The organism is Clostridium sp. MF28 (assembly GCF_002969175.1).
GTDB classification, from domain to species: domain Bacteria; phylum Bacillota; class Clostridia; order Clostridiales; family Clostridiaceae; genus Clostridium; species Clostridium beijerinckii.
Window position 1 is genome coordinate 1,427,611 of the sequence record NZ_CP014331.1, and the last position, 21,491, is coordinate 1,449,101.

Here is a 21,491-nt window from a genome sequence, read left to right on the forward strand (position 1 = left end):
TTTGCCTATCTATAGGGTTAAAATAAAAAGACTCTAGGTTTAAATCCCTGAGCCTTTTTGCTTATATTTACTTTTTCAATCTAATTTAAGTTTTTTTATAATACTTGTATTCTTATATTCATTATTATTATATATATAAATACACCTGCTTCATTTTTAATGTAATAAAATATTTATTGATCACTAAAATTAAACCATTCTATTATCTTATTTACATCATTAACATTTGAATGTCCAGCCTTAGGTGAAATATTTATTTGCGCATGTGGAAGTAAATTACCTAAACGTCTTGCAGTCTTATCTGAATGTAACATTATATCCTTTGCTCCCACAAATAACACTGTTGGCATGGTTAATAGCTTTAATTCATTATCAGAAAATATAGGAATTGTCTCTTTTCTATAATTGAAGCTCTTTCCTATAAGCTTTTGATATTTTAACATTTCTTCTGGTATCGGCTGATTTCCATTAACTTTATAATATAATTTATCTATGCCTTTTTCTCCCAAAATCCCATAAGCAATAGCTTTAAAAATGAAAGATTTCTTTTGTGGGCCTACGCCAGAGGGGCAAAGCAATACAAGTTTAGATGCCATTTCTGGATAACTTACTGAAAACTTTATTGCCAGCCATGCCCCTAATGAAATCCCAATAATATTTGCTCTTTCAACTGATAAATTTTCAAAAACCTCCTTAAGCCATTCTGCATAAGAAGACCCACTTAATGAAGGACGGTTTTCATCACTTTTCCCAGGCTCACCCAACATATCTATAGCATACACTCTGTAAGTTTTAGAATACTCCTTTATATCTCTTAACCACATTACAGAATTCATGCCACTGCCATGCAGTAATATAAGAGGTGGATTACTTTTTTCACCGCTAGCTATAATAAACGTCTTTCCATATTTCGTATCTACATAAAACTTTTCATATGATAGTGCCAATTTTTGAAGGAATTTATCATAAAATTTTATAACATCATTTTTTCCTTCATTTGTTTTAAATACTTTGCCCATCTCCATCTATTTTCTCCTTAGTATCATAATTTCGAAATCCAACTTTCAGCTTCTGCAGTGTCCTTAAAAGTTCTAAAATTGTTTCCTTTGTTAGATTCCATGATCATTTCTTTAAATCTATCATTAAGTTTTTCTTCATTTTCTATAATAACTGCGACTTTCACGTGATAATTTATAAATTTTTGCAACGCCATACCCGCAATCCTAGTCTTAAGATTGAAAAAATCTTCAGATAATACATTTGAATGAAACATAATTGTATAAACGTCATTTTCCATACAAATAGATATACAATCCACCACATCTTGCTCTGAAGAAAGTTTCCATACTTCAGAAGCAAATTCTATATATTTAACATTATTTTTATTTACCACTTTATAATTCAAAACATTCACTCTCCTCTATATATTAGTTTGTTCCACAAGCATAGAAATAGATTTTAGCATTTCTTCAATGAAGCTTACATTCCCCCATAATAAAACCCTTAGCCTGTTTTCTTTTTCATCATATTTCATATTAATTGTTGATTTCCCCATTTTAGGGTCTTTACAATTCATTACTGCTATAAGCGTATTTGATATTCTAAAGTATTGTTCTTTATCCACATCATTTATATCAACAACAGTAGATACATTTATTTTTTGTTTTTCTGCTTCTTTAACTTCTCCATTAGTAAGAAAATCAATACTTGATTCATCACTAGTTTTTTTATTATTTATATTAACATTATTCTTTTCCATAAAAAGACTTAAATCATGACCAGAAATTCTCCATTGCTTTCCCACTTTACTTGCAGCAAGTTTTCCTTCTGTTATAAACTTTCTAATAGTTTTGTGATGCATGCCTAATATTTCTGCTACTTTATCTATTGTATAAAATTGATTTTCCATAAAAAATCTATCCTTTCAAAATTGATCTATGGTCAAATTATAATAATTCTTTTTACTTACGTCAAGTATTTTATTGTATTTTGTTATATTTTATTGTACTTTATTGAACAATAATATAAAAATCTCACTACATTATTGCCTTTTCTCAACTACAATTTAGTAAAATTTATATATACCACAATTCACGATGCACATTTCACAATTACGGCTAAAATTCTTGTAATATTCTTAGAATTATGATGAAGAATTAGTTTTGCAAAATATATATATCCCTTCATATTCACAACATTTATCATAAACTTTCTTGCATAAACAAAATAATAAGAAGGAGAACCACATCCACAATCCGGACTTGGTTCTCCTCCATTACTTAAATATATTATTAAATTGCAATTTATAAAGTAAACTTAACTTGTGCACATTTATTGAGTAGTAACAGCGTAAGCGACCATCATTATATCACCTTTTTTGATTCTAAAAAATTGCTTATTTTAAGTTCAATTTTTCAATCGCCCACTCTGCCATTTCTCGTACCTTTGAATTACTATCATTACAAGCATACAGTATATGTTCTTTATATTGCTCTTTATAGTCATTTACCATTACATTAATAGCATTAACTTTCCATTTCCAAACACTTGATTTATCTATATACCAAAACTTAGGCTGCATAACTTCTTCTAAAAATTTATAATCCATTTTGATTATTTTTTCTAGAGATATTTGTTCACTTAACTCCTGCAGATTAGGAAATTCTTCTGTTTCCTGCCAACGATTTTTATTCATAGGGCATGCATCTTGGCAAGCATCACATCCATAAACCCAATTTCCTATTTCTTCTCTATATTTTTCATTAGTCATATCTCTTCCCATAAATGTAGTTATACAAGATACACATGCTATAGGATTCATTGTATATGGTTTTGATAATGAAGCTGAAGGGCATGCCTTTATACATAGATTGCATTTATCAGAACAAGGTCTTACATTTGGTATTTCTACTGCTTCTAATTCCTTATCAATAAGCCATGCATCCAAATACACTGATGAGCCATTTTCAGTATAAAAGAAATTATTCTTTCGAACTATTCCAAGTCCAGCTTTCATAGCTGCAAAGCGTAGTGGTACAAGGCCAAAACCTCTTTCAGTTTCTGCTCTAAGCCCTAACTCTTGCATATATTCTTCAAATTTTACGCTATCTTGAAAATCTTTAGAATTCTTATCTTTTCTTGCATCAACCAAATAGTATTTTGCAATCATGCCTTTTAAATGTTCTGGAATATGATATTTGCCATATCTTCTTACACATATTACAATTGATTTTGCCCAAGGATAAGTATCTTGCAATTGTGTAAAACGATATTGACCTTGATAAAAACCTTTGGACTCTGGAACACGTTCAACCCGTTCATCAAGTCTTTCTTTATAGCCATCTATATCAGATATTTTAATGATTCCACACTTTTCATATCCTAAATTTAATGCTGCACTTTTTATTTTATCTGCTAATAAAGTCATTTTCTCTACACCCTTTCTTAAGTTAGGTAAAAAGATAATAAATTATATATGTTGCAATTTAATTTCTATATTTAACTCTTTATTGAACTCTGTGTTTACTAGAATAATAAATGTAAATTTATTATTGCAACATATATAGTATGCTTGTTTGTTATTTATTTCACATATCCTAATTAATGATTATAATTATTCTCTTTCAACTATTAAGGCAGTTCCTTGACCTCCACCAATGCACAATGTTGCAAGTCCTTTTTTTGCATCTCTTTTTTCCATAGCATGTAGCAAAGTTACTAAAATACGTGCTCCAGATGCACCAATAGGATGTCCAAGAGCTATGGCTCCCCCATTAACATTTACTTTATTCATATCTAAGTTTAAATCTCTAGCTATTGCTATACTTTGTGATGCATAGGCTTCATTTGCTTCGATTAAATCTAAATCCTCAGCTTTTAAATTGATTTTATCTAAGGCAGCTTTTGTTGCATAAAATGCACCATATCCCATTATTGCTGGGTCTAATCCTGCTGATCCATAAGAAGTGATTTTAGCAAGTGGCTTTATTCCTAGAGCTTTAGCTTTATCTGCACTCATAATTACTAATGCTGCTGCTCCATCATTTAATCCAGATGCATTTCCTGCTGTAACTGTACCATTTTCCTTAAAAATAGGTTTAAGTTTTTTTAATGCTTCTATAGTATTACCAAACCTAGGGAATTCATCTTGATCAAATATTATTTCACCTTTTTTAGTTTTGATTACTACAGGCACTATTTCATCTTTGAATTCTCCACTCTTGATAGCTTTTTCAGCTTTTTGTTGTGACAAAAGTGAAAACTCGTCTTGTTCTTCTCTTGTTACATTCCATTTCTCAGCTACGTTTTCTGCAGTTACTCCCATATGATAATCATTGAATGCATCCCATAAACCATCTTTTATCATTTCATCAATGAATTCTCCATGTCCCATTCTTTGTCCCCATCTTGCATTATCAAGTAAAAATGGTGCACTAGACATGTTTTCCATACCACCTACTACGATAGCATCAGCATCACCAGCTTTTATAATTTGTGCTGCTAAACTTATAGCTCTTAATCCTGAGCCACAAACCTTATTAATTGTAAATGCAGGTATTTCTATAGGTAGTCCAGCTTTCACAGCTGCTTGCCTTGCTGGGTTTTGTCCAAGGCCTGCTTGAAGGACATTTCCAAAGATAACTTCATTAATTTCCTCTGGTTTAATATTTGCTCTTTTAACAGCTTCTTTTATTACTATTGCACCTAATTCAACTGCTGGTACATCCTTTAAAGTCTTCCCATAAGCTCCAATTGCAGTTCTTACTGCACTTACTATTACTACATCTTTCATTTCTTATTCCTCCCATATTGAAAAGTTTATTTGTTATTTTTTTAACAAATTTTGATATAAAAAATTTATTCGCATTAATTATTTAATAATGTTCATAAAACTTAATAGTTTAATTTGCAGCTGCTCTATGACTTTATATTATCAGATGATTATATATTTGTAAAATTGATATATTCGAATTGACAATTCGATTTTTTCAATATATCATTGAATTAACATAAAGATCGGAGTGAAATTAATGGATATAAGACATTTCAAAACTTTTAAAAGTATTATAGAAGAGGGTAATTTTTCAAATGCAGCAATGAAATTAGGGTATACTCAATCTACTGTTACCTCACAAATTCAGCAACTAGAGCAGGAACTCTCAATAAAATTATTCGAAAAAATTGGGCGTAATATGGTATTAACTCCTTTAGGAAAAGAATTAATACCATACGCCGATGAATTACTTAATACAGTGAAAAAGATTGAAAGCATTGGTAAATATGGCGATAACATCACAGGCGAATTAAAAATTGCTGTTGCAGAATCTTTAATGTCTTATAAATTACAAAATGTATTAGCTATGTTTAAGGAAAAAGCCCCTAATGTAAGACTTTCTATGGTTGCGCTCAATTGCTATGACATAAAAAATATGTTAGCCAGTGGTGAAATAGACCTTGGCTTGATGTATAATGTGGGAAGTAAAAATGAAAGTTTAAATGCTGTGAAGCTTTCTGATTTTGATGTAGCTTTAGTATGCTCCCCTCAATTTGAACAAGAAAAATTAGATTTCAGTACCCCTAACCAAAAAATAAATACAAGCCTTATCATCAATGAAGTTGAATCCATTTATCGAAAAATACTTGAAAGTTATTTTTTTGATAAAAATATATTCCTAGATAACACAATCGAACTTGGCAGCATTGAGGCGATAAAAAAATGTGTTGCAAGTAATCTTGGAATTTCGTTTTTACCTCGTTTTACAATAGAGGAGGAGCTTGAAAATGGTAAATTAAAAGAACTCAAAGCAGGCGACTTAAATGCTAAAATCACAGCAATATATGCTCATCACAAGAATAAGTGGATCAGCCCTGCAATGTCTTTATTTATTGAATTGGTGAGAAAAGATTTTAATATTCAATAACTATAGATATACAGCTTTAAAACTAAATTTATGTGGTAACTTACCGAAATCATAAATATTTTGATTCCGAAAAGCTATGAAAATATCGCTGAAAGTTCTAAGCAGCAGGTTGTATCCACTTTAGCATGCTCCAACTTTCAGTTTGACAAGCTAAAATGGAACAACCTACAGCTAAGAACCTTTAACAGCTCATTTTCAAATGTTTTCTCCACAAATATATTTATGATTTCTAGTGAAGATATGAACTCAAAGTTTTAGAAAATTCGTAAATATATTCATCTAATAAGTCTGATTATTGAATTGGATATCTATATTTCTATATAAAATTTTACCCACCAGAATATATGACTTTTCTGGTAGGTTCATTTTATCACTTACGTTATGCTTAAGCTATACGTCAATTTTTTATTCTTACAAATTTTATATTTTTCTTCTACTATATATTTAGATCCTTGGGATAACTCCCCTAAATTGAGCCTATCATTATTAATAGTCTACCTAATTTACCATTCAACGTTTTTTATTTTCTAGGTAGGTAATAATATCTTCTACATATCCATCATTAAACTCTGTCTCGCTTAATATATAATAATTATCTTTACTTATACACTCCATATCAGCCTTGTCTTTTATATATGGAGATATTAAAAGTAAGGTATCTTCATCGTGAATTAAATTTTTTAGGTCATCATATGTAGAATCAACATGAACTTTATAATCCATATTTTTTTCTTTTAATTTTTGATTTAACTTTTCTTTCAGAGTTTCAGAAAGAGATTTTTTAAAAATATTTAATCCTCCATCCATTCCAAAGGGATTTGGTCTAGCCCCTACTATTACTTTGGCGATGATAATAATATTTTTCAATTTTATTTCCTCCAATATTTTCTCATATACTATATAATACCATAAATTTAATTAAACCCCATGCTATTTATCAAATGTAGTAATGAAATTAGAGTATATCCAATCTACTGTTAATTCACGAATTTACCATCTATAACAATGACTATCAATCAAGTTATTAGCCCAAATTGGACTTCATCACTCCAAACAAAAAAATAGTAGCCCAATGATTACTCATGGATAGCTACTAATTTTTTAACTATTATAAAATTATAGTGATACCAGTTGCCTAAGCAACTAGAATTATATATTATATGGTTTTAAAACATATTTCCGCATGTTTATTTGCCAAATTGTTCTTCCGTAATATCAAGTGTCGAAAGGTTACCAGCGCCACTTTACTTTTCAAATTAGTCAACGCATATTACTCCTTTTATCTAAAATCTCATAATATAGATTTTAGTCCAATCAGAGTATTATTATCTGTAGCTTTTACATCGGTATTTAGCGAAACAGATGCCAACGGAGTAACTATGGATTTCTTATCCTAAAAAGAATCCATATATACACTCTTAATCAACGCAAGCTTATAATCTCTTGTTGATCAAGAATAGTATCTTTTAATTATAGTAAAGTACCGCCAGATGCTTCAATACGTTGACCTGTAACCCATCCCATTTCATCCGTGCATAGACTAGCGACAACACCTCCAATATCAGAAGCTTCTCCAATTCTTCCTAGTGCAGCATGAGAACCAACAATATCTTTCAAACCTGGATTTTTAATATAAGTATCTCCACTAAATTCAGTGTTAACAGCTCCAGGCGCTATAGTATTCACGCTTATACCTCTAGCTCCTAATTCTACAGCTAAATATCTAGAAAAAACTTCTACTGCACCTTTTGCAGAAGCATAAAGTCCAGAACCTGGGAATGTAAAGCGAGTTAATCCTGTTGAAGTGTTCACAATTCCACCTTTGTCAGCAATAAGCGGAATTAGTTTTTGTGTCAAAAAGAAAACTCCTTTAAAGTGTATATTAACTATTTTGTCAAATTCCTCTTCTGTAACTTCTAAAATAGGAGTGTGATTTGAGATCCCAGCATTATTAATTAAAAAATCAAACTGCTCTCTATTCCATTTATCCTTTAAAACATCTGATAACTTATATGCAAAGGAATCAAAGGAAGATATATTACTTACATCAAGCTGAATAGCAGCAGCTTTACCACCATTTGCTTCAATTTCTTTTACAACTTCATCTGCTTTTTCTTTTTGATTATTGTAAGTGATAATTACATCTATTCCTTTTTTAGATAATGATATTGCAGAATTTCTGCCAATTCCACGACTTCCACCTGTAACTAATGCAATTTTATTATTTGGGTTCATAAAAACCTCTCCTTTAAATATTTATTAACCATTTAGAAATTAATATCTCATTATTTATACCGCTACTTATATTTCAAAGACAGTATTTCCTTAGTCATCAGTTTTAATATTAATCCAAGAAGGTATAAGTTACTTGAAATTTAATTTCCTATGATTTATACTCATGTTAATACCTAGAGATATCTCTAGGTCAAGCTTTTTTCAATAAATTTTAAAGGGGATTTTAAAATTGACTTATACAATAAAAGATATATCAAAAATGTTTGGAATTTCTATATATACAATTCGTTTTTATGACAAAGAAGGACTTCTACCATTTGTCATGAGAAATAAGTCTGGAAACAGAGTTTTTACTGAATCAGACGTAAGTCTGTTTAGAACAATTTGCTGTCTAAAGAATACTGGCATGCAACTTAAGGATATAAAAAAGTATATTGATTTCTGCATGGAAGGTACTAGCACCATAGATTCACGAAAAGAATTACTTTTAGAACATCAAGAAGTAATTTTAAATCAAATAAATGAACTCAATGAAAATTTAGACCTTATTCATTTTAAAATAGAAAGGTATTCATCTCCTGACTCAGTCCAAATTATTAACGAAGAAAGGAAAAAATTTTATGATGAAAAACGTAAAAATAACTTGTTATAGTAATCAAACTTGTTCCACTTAAACCTCTTGCTTCCTCTAAATATTTACATATGTACTATAAAACAGTTTTAATAGTACATATTTATATTTGAAACTATTCTCCTATAAACATATAATAAGTTATAAAATGATTCATATGTAAATCTATTATAATTCTTCATAAAAATTATAATAGATGAAATATTCAATGTTAAGTTTATTAATTCTTCTAAAGAAACAATCTCCCTACACATACTGTATATTCATAATAACTATCTACTCCCTTAAGTTTTAACTAAATTATAATAAAATTATTATTTGCCAAAATACTTTTAATATGTATAACAATAAATTGATACACTTAACGTCAGCATCAGAAGTCATATTTCAAGCAATACTCATTTATGTGCTCTTTTTAATGGAGTAGGTAGTTTTTTATAAAGAGTATGTCGATATAATCTCCATTGAGGAGTAGAAGCATCGTCTCCAAAGAATTATAAATAGCCTTAAACATTTTATATCAATGTTTAAGGCTATCTATAGCATTTATTTTATATATCATTTAGTAAAACTCTCTATCGAAAGTAATGATACTCCTATAAGAAGGATTAATACTATATATGATATCTTGTATTTGAGCTTGTAGCTCCTTTTTTTCACTATCTTTAAAACTAGTCTTGTCCAATACCACATCAAATAATATAGTTTTTTCTTCACTTTTTCCAACAACTCTAAAATCATGCATAGATAATATACCTTTTATTACTTTAATCTTTTCATAAACTACTTCTTTTAAGGCTGTAATCTCAGGGCTGTCTGTATTAATTGGATCCATATGAATTGAAAGATATACATTCATTCGTTTACCAATTTCCTTCTCGGCCTTATCTATAATATCATGCAGTTCCATAATCGATATATTACTTGGAACCTCAGCATGCAAAGAAGCCATATATCTACCTGGTCCATAATTATGAATTACAAGATCATGTACTCCGCATATATATTTATAACTTATTACGCTGCTTTTTAGCTCTTCTACAAATTCCTTTTCTGGTGCTTTTCCAATTATAGTACCAAGCATTTCTCTTCCAAGTTCTATACCTGAATGGAGAATAAAGAGAGATACAATTAATCCTATATATCCATCAATAGGAAAAGTTGTAAACTTTGTAATAAGTAAAGAAAATGTAACCATAGATAGAACTAAGATATCAGTAAATGATTCTAATGCTGATGCTTTGAGTGCAGAGGAATCAATAACATTACCTATATAATTTGTAAATCTATTAAGAAAAATTTGCAATGGTATTGCACACAGCATGCAAATAAAACTTACTTTATCAAAAGGTATAGTTACAGGATGTAAAACACGTAAAAACGAGCTTCTTAGAAATTCAAATCCTACTACAAGTATGGCACAAGAAAATAAGAACGCAGTTATATACTCTATTCTTCCATAACCAAAAGGATGTTTATCATCTGCCGGACGATTTGCAAGTTTAAAACTAAATATTGTAACTAACGAAGATAATGCATCTGTTAGATTATGAAAAGCATCTGCCGTAATGGCTATACTGTTTAGAAATAAACCAATAACAATTTCTAGAATAAGAATAGAAGAATTTATTATTATCCCAACATTTCCTCCAAGAGTCCCGTAGGATTGCCTTACTGATTGGGAACTTACATTTTTGTGGTCTTTAACAAATTTTCTTATTAAAAAATCAAAAATAGACTTCATATATTTCGCCTTCCACCGTTTTATCTTATTTATTCCACGTATGTTTATATATGCGTTTAATCAATAAATTAACACCATAAACTAACTCAATAATTCAGCGTATTATTAAATATTATACCATAAAATTCCTTATACAGCATAATAAACAGCTCATATGCTAATGAGCTGTTTATCTTATTATATATTTAAAGCAAATGATCGGGAAAAACCTCACTTATTACTGATATGGTTCACCGTATCAGCAATAAGCGATACTCCATTTTCCTTACTCTCTTATTATATTTAGGCACAATATTTATTAATCCTAGTTTGCTACTACTTGATTATTTTTTATTTTATTATTAAAAATAATATATAGTATTGCTCCAGTTAAAAAGGTAATTATTTCTGTAATGGTCATAGACCATATAACACCATGCAATCCATAGAAATTATTCAATACTATTATGACAGGAATAAAAAGAATTCCTTGTGTAATTCCCATAATTGTTGATGGTATTCCTTGACCTGATGCTTGAAAGATTCCTGTAAATAATGTAGTAAATCCATTGAAAAGTGCGGAAATAAGCATGGCTGCCATGATATAAACTCCGACACTTAATACTGCCGAATCATTAGAAAACAGACGAATAATTACATTTCTAAAAATAAAAACTAAAGTAACAAATCCACCTGATAATCCTAAAATCCATAAAGCTGATTGTTTTATACTGTCTTTTAATCTCTTAAAGTTTTCATTAGAAAAATTATATGCAATTAAAGGGATAATTCCTAATGCGAGTCCCATTGCAAGGAATTCTGGTACTTGTACAAGTCTCAAGGCAATACCAAAACTAGCTACTACACTTTCTCCATATCTAATTGAATAATTATTCAAAAGAAGTGTTGTAATAATTAGAAAACCAGCTAGGAACAATTCAGAAACCCCAACTTTATATATCTCTATTTTATCTTTAAGGGAAATATTAAAATTCTTAATAAATCCTTTTAAATTCTCGCTTTTTGTTTCCAAGTAGTAAATATAATAAATTGATGAAGCTATATTAGCCAAAATCATTGATACTGCTACTCCAATAACATTAAATTTAAATACTAGTATAAATAATGGGTCAAATATAAGACCAAAAATTGTACTTACAACCATTCCGAACATTGATTCTTTTGATGCTCCTTCTGCTCTCACAACTTGCTCCAATGCGAAGTTCATTATAATTGCAAAACCACCAATAAACATAGTTAAAGAATAACTTTTTGTATAATTAATAATAGCAGAAGTATCTGCCCCCAAAATCTTAACAATAGGATTAAGTGCTATTATAGCAATTATTCCAAGCAAAATTCCTATGATAATACTGCTATAAAAAGAATATCCAGCTATCTTCTTAGCTTTCTCTTTATCTTGTTTAGCAATAAGACGAGTTATAAATGTTCCGCCTCCAGCCCCTAACATATTTCCAAAAGCCATTAGTATAGTGAAGATTGGTAGTCCTAAAGTGATAGCAGTTAACATATCTGTATTGTTTAATAGTCCAATAAAAAAAGCATTAATAACGTTATATATTGTACCTACTGACATACCGATCATCATGGGAATAGATAAATGTGCAATTGCCTTAGTAATCGGTGCACTTTCTAAATAATATTCGTTTGAAAATTTTTGTTTCATAATTTCAGCCTCCATAATAAGTATTATTAGAATTCGTATTCTTAGAATTCTAAGTTTTTAGTTATAAGTTATTATATTAATAACTTATAGATTTCTATCTACTTTCAATAACAAAGCTAACAAAGTTTCCTTCTCTTGTTCCGTCAAGTTTGCAATAATATTTTCCTCTGCCTCAGCTACCAATTTATTAAAATCTTCTATGAGTTCAGCACCTTTAGGCAGTACATATATATATTTTTGTCTCTCATTTTCTTTAGGAATTCTTCTTTCAATATATCCTTTTTTCTCTAATCCTTGCAGCATACTTGTAATACTTGCTTCTGTACGTTGAAAGACTTTTGCCAAATCTTTTTGAATAATACCACTGTCTTGATGTTCATAAATATAACCTATCATACGTCCTTGTTGAGAATTCAATCCTAACTTTTTGACTTTTTCATCAGAACTGAGTTTCATTTTTATCGCAATACTTCTAATTAATTGTGAATATGGTGTTTCTACAGAGTATCCAGAATTAGTCATTCAAATTCCTCCTAAACTTTACTTAGAATTCTAACTATTTATAGTTTAACAATTAGACCTTCAAGTGTCAATATTTATTTCTTATAATTATTTTTATATTTATAATATTTCTTTTTTTACATGCTATCTTTTACTTATGATGAGGTTCACCATTCATTATCCTAAATCATCTTCTAATATTAATTCTTTTTATCCTATTACATCAACTACCCATTCTAGACATTATGCGAAACTAATCTAGACTCTAAAAACATTTTATTGCAAAATAACTAAATTTATCCCACTGAAAAAAATTACTCTTTTCGAATTTATATAATATAGGTTTTAATTTGAGGTTATTAATCAAAATAATTTCAAAATTAAATCTTTATATTCCAAGTAAGTGTATTAACATGATTTTTTGGCTCTAAAGAGTCATGAAATAAATACCTGTGAGTTGCACTCTCCCCTATGGGGTGAATGTGTCTTATGGATTTTCATTAAAATTTAAAGGAGTGATGTATTATGAAACACGAGAAATTAAAAAAACTAGTTGCTCTCACTTTAGTAATTGGACTTACATTAACTGAAATGCCGATGCTTGCTAAGGCAGCAACAACAAATTCAACAATAACTACAAATCCAGCAAAACTTGCGAATCTAACGGAGACATCAGTATCAAAGCCTAGTGAAGTTCCAAGTAACATATGGAAATATGCATATAATGTAGATAAGAAATTTAGTAAGAATGGAGATTTTGCATTATTATTATGTGCAGTTATAAAAAAAGAGAGTAATTTTGGTGCAGGCTTATCTGGCAGTCCCTCATCTGGTGATGGATTAATGCAAGTGGAACCAAGTACAAGAAATGCATATGCAGCAAAGTTTAAATCAACATATGGACGAACTTATGATCATGGAAATCTTCAAGATCAGGTAGCATTAGGTGGATTGATTATAAAGGAGATGGTTGATCAATTTGGTGGTGTATATAATGGTTTATTGCATTATAATGGAGGTCCAAACTGGTATCCAGGTTGCACAGACTCATATGGTCGACCAATCCTAGCTGATCAATATGCAAACGCGTATATAAAACATATAAAAACTATGGTGGAAAGAAATAACAAACAAAATAAGTGGACAAGTTTATTAGATTCCAATATATAATTGACTTTTTTAATTGGGAGTTTCTTGGACTTAGTGTGAAATTGATATAGTTATTTGAATTGATAAATATGATAGGACTGTTCTCATTATTTTTTGAGAACAGTCCTATTTTTTAGCCTATAACCTTTTTTGCCATATTAATCATATCTTAATAACTTTTTTAATTCCACGCCTTCAAACCCGTATTATACAAGCATATTCTTCAGAATATATCTTCTTAACAATATAAGAATATCATGTATGTTGCAATTCACAATGCACATTTCACAATTTACAATTACGACTAAAATTCTTGCAATATTTTCAGAATTATGATGAATAATTATTTTTGCAACATATATATGTTACAGATTGTGTTAATTCCTGGGTTTCTTTTTTATAGAGCATATTATTGAATATCTAATAACGATATCTAGAATCTCATTTTCATTATGAATAAATAAAATAATATACGTGGCAATGCAATAGCAGATAGTATTGCAATCGCAGTATGTACTTTTTTCTCATCTCGTAATATAAACAAGAAAAACTTATATCCTAAAATGCCAATTAATCCACCCAAACAATTTAGAATTATGTCATCAATGTCTGATGCTCCAATTCCAAAGATCCCCTGAATGATTTCAACAAACAAACTTACTATAAATACAAATAATAAATTGGTTATTACTCTTTTATTATTTTTGAATAATAGCAAATATGCACCAAGAGGAATAAATATAGCTATATTTCCACCCACATTACCAAAAGCGAATTTTTTTATAGAGGCAGAGCTACTAAATAGATATTCCTTTATACTATAAAAAGGAATGAGATTGATTGACCTATGATCCAAATTAGAGATTCTTGATAAAAACAATATTTTAATTAATAAAAATATGTAGCAAATGAAAACACCATATAAAAAGAATGTTTTGATCCGTTCTCGTTTAATCATAATTACCCCCTTAAAGTAGAAAATGAATGCTCAAAGCTTTTATCTCTCTAAGTATTCATTTTTCACAAGATTATTAATATATATATTGCAATTCACAATACACAATTGCGTCAAAAATCCTTACAATTCTTTAATAATTATTATGAAGAATTATTTTTGCAACATATATTTTTTATTCTAATTTAGTTCGTTATATTTTAACATAATCCAATTTACTTAATAACTAATTTCATTTATTTGTAATAATCATTTAAGACTTCTATACTCTTATATTTAAATCTTATATAAGAATTTAAGTTATCATTTAAATTTAATCTCTAATTGTGTTTAATTTATGAAGGAGATACTCTTTTTTGTTCAATGGATCATAAGTTGTTTTTCCAGCATCCACGTGTGCAACAATTCCTATAATTGGACCGCCTAAAATTTGACCCAAGGCATTTATTTGTCCATTTATAGAAAGTACAGTGGCTCTAGCCTTATCGTCTATATGTCCATTAAGCCATACACTAAATATAGGTTCATTTATAGTTCTAAAGGTATTTGTCGCTAAATACGCCATTAACATTAATCTAAAGTTTTTTGTAATAGCAAATATAAACATAAATAATATATAAAATATATTTATACCTACCAAAAGCTTTCCATTATTATTCTTATCATCATCAAGTCTATTTGACATAAAATGCATAACTATTGCACTTGACACCATTCCTGCATTGCTTCTGTTGTGTAGCCAAAGCCCACGCTTTTTTACCCAGATTATGTGCTATTTCAAATTTCTCATACTCTTCTTCAACATAAATTAGTCCAGTTCAAAGCAAATAACCTGTTTCCATTAATCATTATTAATTTCATGAAAGTTGCTCATTTTCAGTAAATTCTCAAATATATTACACTGGTAATATACCACATATTTATCCATTAACTAACAAAATACTTTCTTTACAACAATAGAAATAAGTGCTAATATTAATGTAACGATAATAATTATCAATTAATAATAATTATAAATTCAAGAATATAAATAATAACATTATTTTAGATAAATTAATAAATAAGGAGGTTTTTATTATGAATTATAATATTCTTATTGGAGGCGCTGCAGGTCAAGGCGTTGATACCACTGCTTCCATACTTGAAAAATTGTTAAAAAAGTCAGGATATAGCGTTTTTACTGTAAAAGATTTGATGTCTAGAGTAAGAGGAGGTCATAATTTTTCACTTATACGTTTCGGAACTGAAGAAGTACTTTCCCATACTTATGAAGTTGATGGAATTATTGCATTGAACGAAGATACTGCTGAACTTCATAAAGATAAGCTAAAGGAAAATGGTTTTATATTGAGTGACTCCGATTTTAATATTGATGATGATAGAGCAATAAAAGTTCCTATGAAGAAAATAGCTAAAGAACTTGGAAATACCAATGTTACTGGTACCATTGCTGTTGGTGCAGCTATAAAGCTTTTTGGAATTGAAAATACAAATATAGAAGAAGCTCTAAAATCATCAGTAAAAGAAAGATTTTTAGAAGTTAATATAAAAGCTGCTATGAGAGGTTACGATAGTGTAGAATCTAAATTTAGCTCTCAACCTGGGACCTTCTCAGATTATTTGATATTAAACGGTAATACTTCTTTAGCTTTAGGAGCTATAGCTGCAGGATTAAAATTCTATTCCGCTTATCCTATGTCTCCTTCTACATCAATTCTAGAATATCTCGCATCGATTTCACAAAAAGCAGATGTGCTAGTTGAGCAAGCAGAGGATGAAATCGCAGCAATAAATATGGCTATAGGAGCTTCTTTTGCAGGAGCAAGAGCTATGACCGGAACTTCTGGAGGAGGATTTTGCTTAAAGGTTGAGGCCCTTGGACTATCTGGTATGGCCGAAATACCTTTAGTAGTAGTTGATGTTCAAAGACCAGGCCCTACTACTGGACTTCCAACCAGAACAGAACAAAGCGATCTTAAGTTTGTCATTTCTGCATCACAAGGTGAATTTCCAAGAATGGTTATCGCCATACGTACGATTGAAGATGCATTTTATCAGACTATTAGAGCTTTCAACATGGCAGAGAAATACCAAATTCCAGTAATAATCTTAAGTGACCAATACTTAGGTGATGGTATAGCTTCTGTCAAGTCTTTCGATTTAGATAAAGTTAAAGTTTATAAACCTGCTGAAGTAAATATAAAAGATGGAGAATATTTAAGATATAAAATAACTGAAGATGGTGTATCTCCAAGACTTATTCCAGGAAAAACAAAAAACTTTGTAACAGCAGATAGTGATGAACATGATGAAATGGGTAAGATTACTGAATCTGCAGAAGTAAGAAATGAAATGATGGATAAGCGTATGAGAAAACTTAGTAATTTAAAACTTGATTTAGAAGAACCAGAATTTTTTGGTGATGAAAATTGTGATAATTTGCTTCTAGGCTGGGGATCTACCTATGGTGTTATAAAGGAAGCAGTAAAATTGCTAAATGGAAGAAATGTTGGCAGTTTTGGAGCCCTTTTATTTGGAGATGTGTATCCATTGCCCCAAAAGAAACTTAACGAAAAGGCTAAAGTGGCTAAAAAAATTATTGATATAGAACAAAATGCTACTGGTCAATTAGCGGATCTTATAAGAGAACAAACAGGAATAAACTGCGATTATAAAATTTTGAAATATGATGGTAGACAAATATCTGCAAATGAAATTGTAGATAGAATTATAAAGGAGGTTTAAGATATGAGTGAACAATTTCGTACTTACGAAACAGCTTGGTGTCCAGGCTGTGGTAATTTTAATATATTAGAAAGTTTAAAAAGAGCGTTAACTGAATTAGGAAAGGACCCTTATGAGGTTTTAATGGTTGCAGGAATTGGCCAAGCCGCTAAGTTGCCTCAATATATAAGTGCTAATAGTTTCTGTGGTTTACATGGTAGAGCAATACCTGCTGCAATTGCTGCTAAAATGGCAAATGATAAGCTAACAGTTATAGTAGATTCTGGTGATGGTGATACCTATGGAGAAGGTGGAAATCATTTTATCCATAATATAAGAAGGAACACTAATATAACTCATTTTGTTCATGATAACCAAATATATGGCCTTACAAAAGGTCAAGCCTCTCCTACTTCTGGAATAGGTCTAGTAACTGGGGCTCAAACTACTGGAAATATCAATGCCCCATTAAATCCTGTAGCTTTAGCTATAACACTTGGAGCAGGCTTTGTTGCCAGAGCCTTTAGTGGAGATATGGATCAGCTTGTTTCAATTATGAAGGAAGCAATTTCTTATAAAGGATATGCTATGGTGGATATTTTTCAACCTTGCGTAACTTTTAATCATATTAACACTTTCTCCTTCTATAAAAATAGAGTTTATTCTTTAGATGAAAATTACGACCCTAGCAATAAACTTGCTGCACTAGAAAAAGCAATGGAGTTTGGAGATAAGATTCCAACTGGAATTCTATATAGAGAAGATAAGGAAAGCTTTAGTGAAAGAAATGTTGTTTTAAATAAAGGTACAGCTCTTATTGACAGACCTTTCAATCCTTCTATTATAGAAGAACTTACTTCTCAGCTTGTATAATTTAATTTATAGTTATGAGCATTAAAGATTATTTCAACAAACAAACTTGATATAAAAGAGCAATAATAAATTTGTTATTGCTCTTTTATCCTTTTTGAATAATTACAAATATAACCAAAGGAAATAAAACTAATTTCACTTATTTGGTCTATTTAATAATTTAGTTTTCAAAAAAGGAAGCTGATAGCGGTTGTCTTTCTGTAAATCTTTTAAAGCTATGTTTAGGATATCCTACCATTACAACTCCTGTTATTTTCTTTTTCTCTGGAATGTTAAAGATCTTGTGCATTGGTGAATTATCACTACGAGCACAAATTTCAAATACTCCTGCCCAACATGATCCAAGCCCAAGAGATGGCGCATATAATTCAAGATACGATAATGAAAGAATTGAATTTTCTCTACCATTACGAAAATCTTCATCAGCCAAAGTTATAATTATACTAGGTGCATCTCTTAAGATAGTGTCAACTTTAGTATTCTTGTAGCCACTAATCATTCCTGCTAATACCTTACTCAAAGTTTCATTATTTTCAAACCAGTTAATGCATTCCTCAACTGCTAATTGAATTGTTTTTTTATCGTCTACTATTAGATATGATATACCTTGTGAATTACTTGCAGTTGGTGCCAAATGTGCAACCTCAACAAGTTCCAATAACTTTTCTCTTTCAACTGGTATATTCTTATATGAACGAATAGATCTTCGTGATCTAATAAAATTCTTTGCTTCTTCTGAATTTAGCTTTTTGATTTCTCCTATCTCACTTTGCATAGCTAATGGAGATTTCTTATTATCTATAGCCTCTTTTGGACATACAGCTACACAATGACCACATTCTATGCATGCATTAGGATTGACTTCTTTTGGGCCATCCGCTTCTAGTTTTAATACTCCTGTTGGACATTCCACCACGCACATTCCACATTTTATACATTTTTCTTTACTTACAGTTATTAAACTCATTTTTATTCACTCCTTATTAATTTTTGCACTCGCATAATAATACGAATACACTCAATTTTTATTTGATTTATAATACATGTTAAAAAATTTTCCCAGAACTTGCTTTTTCTCATTAATTTTTCATTTTAAATCATCTCCAATACTTTCCTATGAACGCATCACATCTTATTATCACCTCCCTTAGCTATGCTTAGTACCCTTTTGAGAACAATCATTCTAATTGATATAAAAAAATTATATATTCAATAAATCAGAAAAATCCACTATATCATGCACTCTTCTTTATTCTCTAAATTTCTTATATTATTGATTTGAGTAGTGGTTATACTTTTCTACTATGTAAAATGGCTCAGCAGAACATTTTTTGAGAACGCTCATTCTAATTAGTATAAAGAAATTAGCTATTTAATAAATCCATAAAAAAATCTGCTATACGATGCAATTTTTCTTTGCTCGCTGACATTCTTAACTGCACACGAATTCCAAGCAATGTATTTTGAAGTATTTCTGATAAAACTTCTGGATCATACTTGCAAGAAAATTCACCTGTCTGTTGTCCTTTTCGAACAAGATCAGCAAGTAATTGTTCTGTTTGCATAAATATCTTTTCTACTTTTTCTTCTATCTCTTTATCCCTAAGAGCCATCTCTGTTGCTGAATTTACAATTAAGCAACCCCATTGTTTATCTTCATATCCTTCTATAGTAGAATCAAAGATAAATTTTATAGCTTGTTTTGCTGTTTTTGCATGTGAAATTCCAGCCTGCATTTTATTTTTTATTAATTCTGCATAAAAATCTACAGTTCTTAAGAATAATGTGTGTTTATCACCGAAGGTATCATATAAACTTCTACGATGGATTCCCATATGCTCAACTAAATCATTTAAAGATGTCTTTTCGTAACCTTGTTTCCAAAATAGTTCCATTGCTTTCTGAAGAACTACATTTTCATCAAATTCTCTGCTTCGTCCCATCAAGTTCCCTCCTTTATAGAATTAATATTAGCATTTTGAGAACGATCGGTCAAGAATTATTTACATACTTAATCGTACCTATATTTTCGCACATTACATGCTGGAAAGAAAAGTTACCTGGCACAACACAAGAGCCCCTACCCTAGCCTACAATTTTCTGCCTAAAACACTTCACTAAATGAGTTTATATCTAATTTCTCTTTTGATCTTGCTCTTAATATAACGTGGCATCCCTTTGAAGCCAATTCTTCTGCATATGCTTTTCCAACACCAGATAACGCTCCTGTAACCAAGGTAACTTTTCCCTTATAATTAAACATCCCTTTGCCTATTAAAATGGATCAATTATTTGCCTCTATTATTTCCTTCAATTTAACATTTTGATTAATAAATCTAGCTCTACTTTTTTCCTGTTTAAGTCGTATAGCATTCTGTGGACAATGATTAATACAGGCTAAACACTGCTCACAATTTCCTTTATAAACAGGTTTAGTATCTACATTAATATTATTTACTGGGCAAACTTTCTCACAAACTTTGCAGCTATTACAGGTATCTTCTACATAGAAATTCTTATCATATTGAGCGTTAGCCTTAGTCTTAGAATGAAAATTTTTTAATATTGCTTCAATACATTTTATAACTGCCGAATGTCTCTTGATATATACTTTTTTAACCTTGATATCATTGATTATTTGTGCAAGGCTTTCTTCTATCTTTTTCTTTGGCTCTTTTTTTATCTCTTTAGCCATATCAAACACCGGAAGGTAATTGTCAACCATAAGTATTTCATTAATGTATGAAAACTGGATTTGATTTCTTTTTCCAATTTCTAAAAGCTCAGGTATGACTGCTCCTGAAAAAGATCCAAAAGACACTACGGCAAAAATATATTTACTTTTTAGTTTAATTTTATTTAGAAACTCCTCAACAATTTTAGGAACTCCTCCATAATAACTCGGAAATACAATACCAATCTTTTCATCTTCAAACTCAAACTGTCCTAGTTTCATTAACTTAGGAATAGAATAACTTTCTCCTCCAATTCTCTTTGCCACATATAAATTGTTGCCAGTTCCTGTAAAATAAAATATTTTCATAATGCGCTCCTTTCAGATGTTTCACTTGTAACTCCTTATGGACTATAGT

The 21,491-nt window shown here is 29.9% G+C and carries 20 protein-coding genes and 1 pseudogene; 5 read left to right on the forward strand and 16 right to left on the reverse strand.

Annotation, left to right across the window (positions count from 1 at the left end; genetic code table 11):
- Nucleotides 1-173: 173 nt before the first annotated feature.
- From AXY43_RS06370 to AXY43_RS06390, 5 genes are all read right to left on the reverse strand, one after another.
- Nucleotides 174-1,025, reverse strand: a complete 852-nt coding sequence (locus AXY43_RS06370; protein WP_012059796.1) for an alpha/beta fold hydrolase — start codon at nucleotides 1,023-1,025, stop codon at nucleotides 174-176.
- Between the two features lie 17 nt (nucleotides 1,026-1,042).
- Nucleotides 1,043-1,405, reverse strand: coding sequence for a DUF4180 domain-containing protein (locus tag AXY43_RS06375; RefSeq protein WP_012059797.1), 363 nt, complete (start codon nucleotides 1,403-1,405; stop codon nucleotides 1,043-1,045).
- Nucleotides 1,406-1,420: 15 nt separating this feature from the next.
- Nucleotides 1,421-1,909 carry a helix-turn-helix domain-containing protein gene (locus tag AXY43_RS06380; RefSeq protein WP_012059798.1) on the reverse strand — a complete coding sequence of 163 codons (489 nt, stop codon included), beginning with the start codon at nucleotides 1,907-1,909 and terminating at the stop codon, nucleotides 1,421-1,423.
- A 486-nt stretch (nucleotides 1,910-2,395) separates the two neighbouring features.
- Entirely contained in the window at nucleotides 2,396-3,427 is a 1,032-nt protein-coding gene (locus AXY43_RS06385; protein ID WP_012059799.1) for an epoxyqueuosine reductase, read from the reverse strand.
- A gap of 186 nt (nucleotides 3,428-3,613) precedes the next feature.
- Nucleotides 3,614-4,792, reverse strand: coding sequence for an acetyl-CoA C-acetyltransferase (locus tag AXY43_RS06390; protein WP_012059800.1), 1,179 nt, complete (start codon nucleotides 4,790-4,792; stop codon nucleotides 3,614-3,616).
- A gap of 238 nt (nucleotides 4,793-5,030) precedes the next feature.
- Here AXY43_RS06390 and AXY43_RS06395 point away from each other — a divergent pair, with 238 nt between their 5' ends.
- The gene (locus AXY43_RS06395; protein ID WP_012059801.1) at nucleotides 5,031-5,921 is read left to right on the forward strand and encodes a LysR family transcriptional regulator; all 891 of its coding nucleotides are present in this window, start codon (nucleotides 5,031-5,033) and stop codon (nucleotides 5,919-5,921) included.
- Nucleotides 5,922-6,431: 510 nt separating this feature from the next.
- Here the strand turns inward: AXY43_RS06395 and AXY43_RS06400 are convergent.
- Nucleotides 6,432-6,788 carry a hypothetical protein gene (locus AXY43_RS06400; RefSeq protein WP_012059802.1) on the reverse strand — a complete coding sequence of 119 codons (357 nt, stop codon included), beginning with the start codon at nucleotides 6,786-6,788 and terminating at the stop codon, nucleotides 6,432-6,434.
- A gap of 603 nt (nucleotides 6,789-7,391) precedes the next feature.
- Nucleotides 7,392-8,156 (reverse strand): SDR family oxidoreductase, encoded by a 765-nt coding sequence (locus AXY43_RS06405; protein ID WP_105411246.1) that lies wholly within the window; start codon nucleotides 8,154-8,156, stop codon nucleotides 7,392-7,394.
- 229 nt (nucleotides 8,157-8,385) lie between these two features.
- Between AXY43_RS06405 and AXY43_RS06410 the strand changes: the two genes are divergently transcribed.
- A complete protein-coding gene (locus tag AXY43_RS06410) occupies nucleotides 8,386-8,808 on the forward strand; it encodes a MerR family transcriptional regulator (RefSeq protein ID WP_012059804.1) in 423 nt (140 codons plus the stop codon).
- 541 nt (nucleotides 8,809-9,349) lie between these two features.
- Here the strand turns inward: AXY43_RS06410 and AXY43_RS06415 are convergent.
- From AXY43_RS06415 to AXY43_RS06425, 3 genes are all read right to left on the reverse strand, one after another.
- Complete coding sequence (locus tag AXY43_RS06415) at nucleotides 9,350-10,531, reverse strand: cation diffusion facilitator family transporter (protein ID WP_012059805.1); 1,182 nt, start codon at nucleotides 10,529-10,531, stop codon at nucleotides 9,350-9,352.
- Between the two features lie 304 nt (nucleotides 10,532-10,835).
- On the reverse strand, nucleotides 10,836-12,197 hold the full coding sequence (locus AXY43_RS06420) for an MATE family efflux transporter (protein WP_012059806.1): 1,362 nt from the start codon (nucleotides 12,195-12,197) through the stop codon (nucleotides 10,836-10,838).
- A gap of 84 nt (nucleotides 12,198-12,281) precedes the next feature.
- The gene (locus AXY43_RS06425; protein ID WP_012059807.1) at nucleotides 12,282-12,719 is read right to left on the reverse strand and encodes a MarR family winged helix-turn-helix transcriptional regulator; all 438 of its coding nucleotides are present in this window, start codon (nucleotides 12,717-12,719) and stop codon (nucleotides 12,282-12,284) included.
- 504 nt (nucleotides 12,720-13,223) lie between these two features.
- On the opposite strand from AXY43_RS06425, the gene AXY43_RS06430 reads away from it, so the two are divergent.
- Nucleotides 13,224-13,868, forward strand: a complete 645-nt coding sequence (locus tag AXY43_RS06430) for a transglycosylase SLT domain-containing protein (RefSeq protein ID WP_243099176.1) — start codon at nucleotides 13,224-13,226, stop codon at nucleotides 13,866-13,868.
- Between the two features lie 412 nt (nucleotides 13,869-14,280).
- Here the strand turns inward: AXY43_RS06430 and AXY43_RS06435 are convergent, their stop codons facing one another.
- Both AXY43_RS06435 and AXY43_RS06440 read right to left on the reverse strand, forming a co-directional pair.
- Nucleotides 14,281-14,805 (reverse strand): VanZ family protein, encoded by a 525-nt coding sequence (locus AXY43_RS06435; RefSeq protein ID WP_105411247.1) that lies wholly within the window; start codon nucleotides 14,803-14,805, stop codon nucleotides 14,281-14,283.
- 394 nt (nucleotides 14,806-15,199) lie between these two features.
- Nucleotides 15,200-15,520, reverse strand: a pseudogene (locus tag AXY43_RS06440) (MFS transporter); the annotation flags it as partial.
- Nucleotides 15,521-15,879: 359 nt separating this feature from the next.
- Between AXY43_RS06440 and AXY43_RS06445 the strand changes: the two are divergent.
- Both AXY43_RS06445 and AXY43_RS06450 read left to right on the forward strand, forming a co-directional pair.
- The gene (locus AXY43_RS06445) at nucleotides 15,880-17,547 is read left to right on the forward strand and encodes a 2-oxoacid:acceptor oxidoreductase subunit alpha (protein WP_105411248.1); all 1,668 of its coding nucleotides are present in this window, start codon (nucleotides 15,880-15,882) and stop codon (nucleotides 17,545-17,547) included.
- Between the two features lie 3 nt (nucleotides 17,548-17,550).
- Nucleotides 17,551-18,399 carry a 2-oxoacid:ferredoxin oxidoreductase subunit beta gene (locus AXY43_RS06450; protein WP_012059809.1) on the forward strand — a complete coding sequence of 283 codons (849 nt, stop codon included), beginning with the start codon at nucleotides 17,551-17,553 and terminating at the stop codon, nucleotides 18,397-18,399.
- Between the two features lie 160 nt (nucleotides 18,400-18,559).
- Here AXY43_RS06450 and AXY43_RS06455 read toward each other — a convergent pair whose 3' ends face one another.
- The 4 genes from AXY43_RS06455 to AXY43_RS06470 all read right to left on the reverse strand — a co-directional run bounded on the left by AXY43_RS06455 (nucleotide 18,560) and on the right by AXY43_RS06470 (nucleotide 21,442).
- Nucleotides 18,560-19,366: a nitroreductase family protein gene (locus AXY43_RS06455; protein WP_077869440.1), complete on the reverse strand. Its 807-nt coding sequence runs from the start codon at nucleotides 19,364-19,366 to the stop codon at nucleotides 18,560-18,562.
- Between the two features lie 397 nt (nucleotides 19,367-19,763).
- Nucleotides 19,764-20,342, reverse strand: coding sequence for a TetR/AcrR family transcriptional regulator (locus AXY43_RS06460; RefSeq protein WP_105411249.1), 579 nt, complete (start codon nucleotides 20,340-20,342; stop codon nucleotides 19,764-19,766).
- Nucleotides 20,343-20,503: 161 nt separating this feature from the next.
- On the reverse strand, nucleotides 20,504-20,662 hold the full coding sequence (locus AXY43_RS06465) for an SDR family NAD(P)-dependent oxidoreductase (protein WP_084670611.1): 159 nt from the start codon (nucleotides 20,660-20,662) through the stop codon (nucleotides 20,504-20,506).
- A 21-nt stretch (nucleotides 20,663-20,683) separates the two neighbouring features.
- Nucleotides 20,684-21,442: an EFR1 family ferrodoxin gene (locus AXY43_RS06470; protein WP_012059812.1), complete on the reverse strand. Its 759-nt coding sequence runs from the start codon at nucleotides 21,440-21,442 to the stop codon at nucleotides 20,684-20,686.
- Between the last annotated feature and the right edge of the window lie 49 nt (nucleotides 21,443-21,491).